This window comes from Paraburkholderia sp. BR10954 (genome assembly GCF_040965775.1).
Taxonomy (GTDB): Bacteria; Pseudomonadota; Gammaproteobacteria; order Burkholderiales; family Burkholderiaceae; genus Paraburkholderia; species Paraburkholderia youngii.
Genome location: NZ_JBFRCK010000132.1, coordinates 1 through 3,248 on the forward strand (window position 1 = coordinate 1; position 3,248 = coordinate 3,248).

The 3,248-nt window shown below is 60.8% G+C and carries 5 protein-coding genes; all 5 read left to right on the forward strand.

The genetic code is table 11. The annotated features are described in order from the left end of the window. Positions 1 to 86 precede the first annotated feature (86 nt). On the forward strand, positions 87 to 269 hold the full coding sequence (gene tnpB, locus AB4Y34_RS41240; protein WP_176370060.1) for an IS66 family insertion sequence element accessory protein TnpB: 183 nt from the start codon (positions 87 to 89) through the stop codon (positions 267 to 269). Between the two features lie 51 nt (positions 270 to 320). After that, positions 321 to 887 carry an IS66 family transposase zinc-finger binding domain-containing protein gene (locus AB4Y34_RS41245; RefSeq protein ID WP_255215372.1) on the forward strand — a complete coding sequence of 189 codons (567 nt, stop codon included), beginning with the start codon at positions 321 to 323 and terminating at the stop codon, positions 885 to 887. Beyond that, the gene (locus AB4Y34_RS41250) at positions 884 to 1,315 is read left to right on the forward strand and encodes a transposase (RefSeq protein WP_368719234.1); all 432 of its coding nucleotides are present in this window, start codon (positions 884 to 886) and stop codon (positions 1,313 to 1,315) included. Before AB4Y34_RS41245 ends, AB4Y34_RS41250 begins: the two co-directional genes overlap by 4 nt. A 63-nt stretch (positions 1,316 to 1,378) precedes the next feature. Continuing rightward, positions 1,379 to 2,077, forward strand: a complete 699-nt coding sequence (locus tag AB4Y34_RS41255; protein WP_176370159.1) for a site-specific integrase — start codon at positions 1,379 to 1,381, stop codon at positions 2,075 to 2,077. Between the two features lie 288 nt (positions 2,078 to 2,365). Continuing rightward, positions 2,366 to 3,248 (forward strand): tyrosine-type recombinase/integrase (locus AB4Y34_RS41260; RefSeq protein WP_368719235.1); only part of this gene is annotated, 883 nt, incomplete at its 3' end.

The following is a 3,248-nucleotide window of genomic DNA, read 5'->3' on the forward strand; positions in this document are numbered from 1 at the left end:
GCCAGACCGGTTATAGCGTTCACCAATATACAGAAGTCGCTGCCCGCTGAATGGGTGAAACGGATGGGTAATGCGGACAAGGTGTTCTGAGGCAACAACAAGGTTCGCATTCCGAGGTATGTTACAAACGACTCGAGCGTGGACGCTTCGTGTGGCCGCAGGCGGACTCGGGAACAGTCTATCGGTCAGCCGCCCAACTGTCGATGCTGCTCGAAGGGATTGACTGGCGGCATCCCGAGCGGACGTGGCTGCCGACGCACGCGGCGTAACGCCGGGTGCGGGAACCCACAAGCGCGTGGGCTTCATTTACACTGGCATGCATGCCAGCCAGCCATCTGCCCGATGACATCGCCGCTCTGAAGCGCATCGTTGCCTCGCGCGACGAGACCATTGCGCAGTTGCTGGCCGAGATCTCGCGACTGAAGCGATGGCAGTATGGCCGTTCATCGGAGCGCATGACCGAACTGATGGACCAGTTGCAGCTCGCGCTCGGTGAGCTTCCCGTTCCTGAATCGGCCATGGCCGCAACGTCGAAGGAGCCCGATGCTGATACAGCTGCTGATACGTCGGCCACAACGAACGTCGCTCCGCTACGCCGCAAGTCACGGGACTTCCCTGCCCATCTTCCTCGCGAAACGGCTGTGCATGCGGCGTCAAACTGCGGATGCCGCGGAATGCGGCAAACAGATGCGTGCGCTCGGCGAAGACGTCTCGGAGGTCTCGACTATGTGCCCGGCTACTTCAAGGTACTGCGTCACGTACGTCCGAAGCTGAGCTGCCCGCGCTGTGCCGCAGTAGTACAGGAGCCGGCACCTTCGCGGCCGATAGCACGCTCGATGGCGGGTGCGGGGCTGCTCGCACAGGTCGTCGTCGCGAAGTACGCATGACCACATGCCGCTATACCGGCAGGCCGCCATCTATCGAGGCGGGCATCGAACTGGACCGGGCAACACTGGCTTCGTGGGTGCGTGAAGCGGCTGCGCTGCTGCAACCCCTGTCCGACGCACTCGGTGGTTACGTGCGCGCCGCAGACAAGATCCATACCGACGACACGCCCGTGCCGGTGCTGGAGCCGGGGCGTGGCAAGACACGCACGGCGCGCCTGTGGACCTATGTGCGGGATGACGGCCCGGCAGGGAGCCACGCGCCACCAGCAGTCTGGTACAGGTACTCACCCGACCGCAAAGGTGAGCGACCTCAGGAACATCTGGCGGGCTACACGGGAATCCTGCAGGCGGATGCCTTCAGCGGGTATGTTGCGGCCCAAGTTATGTTGTCGTGCGCGGGAGGGAGGCTCGAGTGTGGGCACGCGTGACCGATTGACAGAACATAACAAACAGCGCCTGCTAGTGGTCCTTCTGCATGGTGGAGGCCCGCCATGTTTGAGACTATCTTCGATACTCGTTGGGCTGTAGAGCGTCACCGTCACGGTCCACTCGCCGCCGAGCGTGCCGGTTACCTGCGTTACTGCGCCTTCCACAGTGCGACTGGGCACTCGTTGCGTCTGAAGGCGCGCTCAATTTTGTGGGTCGCTGCGCGCATGTCGTTGGAAGATTTCGGTCGAGTAAACGGGGAGCGATTGCGTGAGATTGTTTGCGGAAGCACCGGGCCCGCAGTTGCTCCGACGACGGCTGCGACTTTAATTTCGTCGGCGCGCACATGGTTGACGTTTCTTGGATGGTGGCATGAGCCACGTGAGCCGTTGCCGTTTGACGATGACCTGGAGCGCTTCGTCAAATGGATGCGTGACGAACGTGAGTTGACGCCATGCACCGTTGAGCAATGGCACTACCGCGCGGCCAAATTCCTGAGTTGGTGCGCCGACGCAGGACTCAACCTTGCACCGCTGCAACCACAAGATATCGACTCGTACTTTGCTACCTATGGTGTACAGCACTGGTCTCGCGTCTCGGCCAGGCACATGGCGAATTTCCTCCGTGTGTTCCTGCGCTATGCAAGCGGTATCGGCGCATCCCGGCCCGGGCTCGCGGATTCGATCCAGGGCAGCCGGCGATATGCCCCTCGAATCTTTACCCTATGCGCTGGACTGGGAGGATGTCCGGCGCTTGATCGCTGATGCTAGCGGTGATGACGAGCGCAACGTTCGCGACCGCGCAATCATCCTGTTGTTGGCGGTGTACGGATTGCGCAGAGGAGGGGTCGCCGCGCTCCGGATGGATCAGGTTGATCGTGCCAATGGCCAGCTGCAGATATGGCGCCCGAAGCGCCGCCAACCCCAGGTCTACCCACTCGTCTAGCCTGTGTCGGAAGCTCTGGATCGTTACATTGACGAGGCACGGCCAGCCGTAGGGCTTCCGGAAATATTTATCCGGATATGCGAGACAGACATTTGTATCGGAGGCTGATGATGCATGATCACGACCTTCTCGGACCTTGGGTTCGACGTTTCCTGCTCGAACATCTCGTTGCCGAACGCAACCTGTCGCGCAACACGCAGGCCAGCTACCGCGATACGCTAACCCTGCTGCTGCCGTTCATCAGTCGTGAGGCGAAGGTGCCGGTCGACCGGTTGTCCGTGAGGCACGTCTCGCAAACTCGGGTACGAGCTTTTATGGAGCATCTCGAACGAAATCGTAATTGCGCTACCGTCACGCGCAACCAGCGACTTGCAGCGATTCACTCACTCGCCCGTTTCATCGGACTGCGCTCGCCAGAACACCTCGACTGGTGTTCGCAAGTCCGCTCAATACCATTCAGGAAGACTACGAAAACGATGATCGTGTACCTCGACAGGAGCGAAATGGCTGCGATTCTCCACGCTCCAGACTGTCGAACGTTTCTTGGTACGCGCGATCACGCACTGCTTCTGTTTCTCTACAACAGTGGTGCGCGCGCCAACGAAGCGGCATCCTTGCAGATCGGCCACCTTGAAGTTGGCACGTCGGCATCGGTGCGGATTCTGGGCAAAGGCAACAAGTGGCGGATATGTCCGCTGTGGCCAACAACGGCTGCTACGTTGCGGCCGCTCATCGCGGGAAGAAGCATGGACGCTCCGGTGTTTCTGGGACGGACTGGCAAACCCATGACCAGATTCGGAGTTCACCGGATCGTGACAGCGTACGCGGCAAGAGCGGCGCAGCAAATGGATTCCATGCGAGGTAACCGTCGCGCAGCGGCCGCCCATACTGGGCTCTGTTACCCGCGTCCACGACGCATCGACCCGCCGGAGATCCGGCAACAATGCTGCCCTTGGGGATCACGTCCCTTGGGGCGTTGTTCAGGGGCAC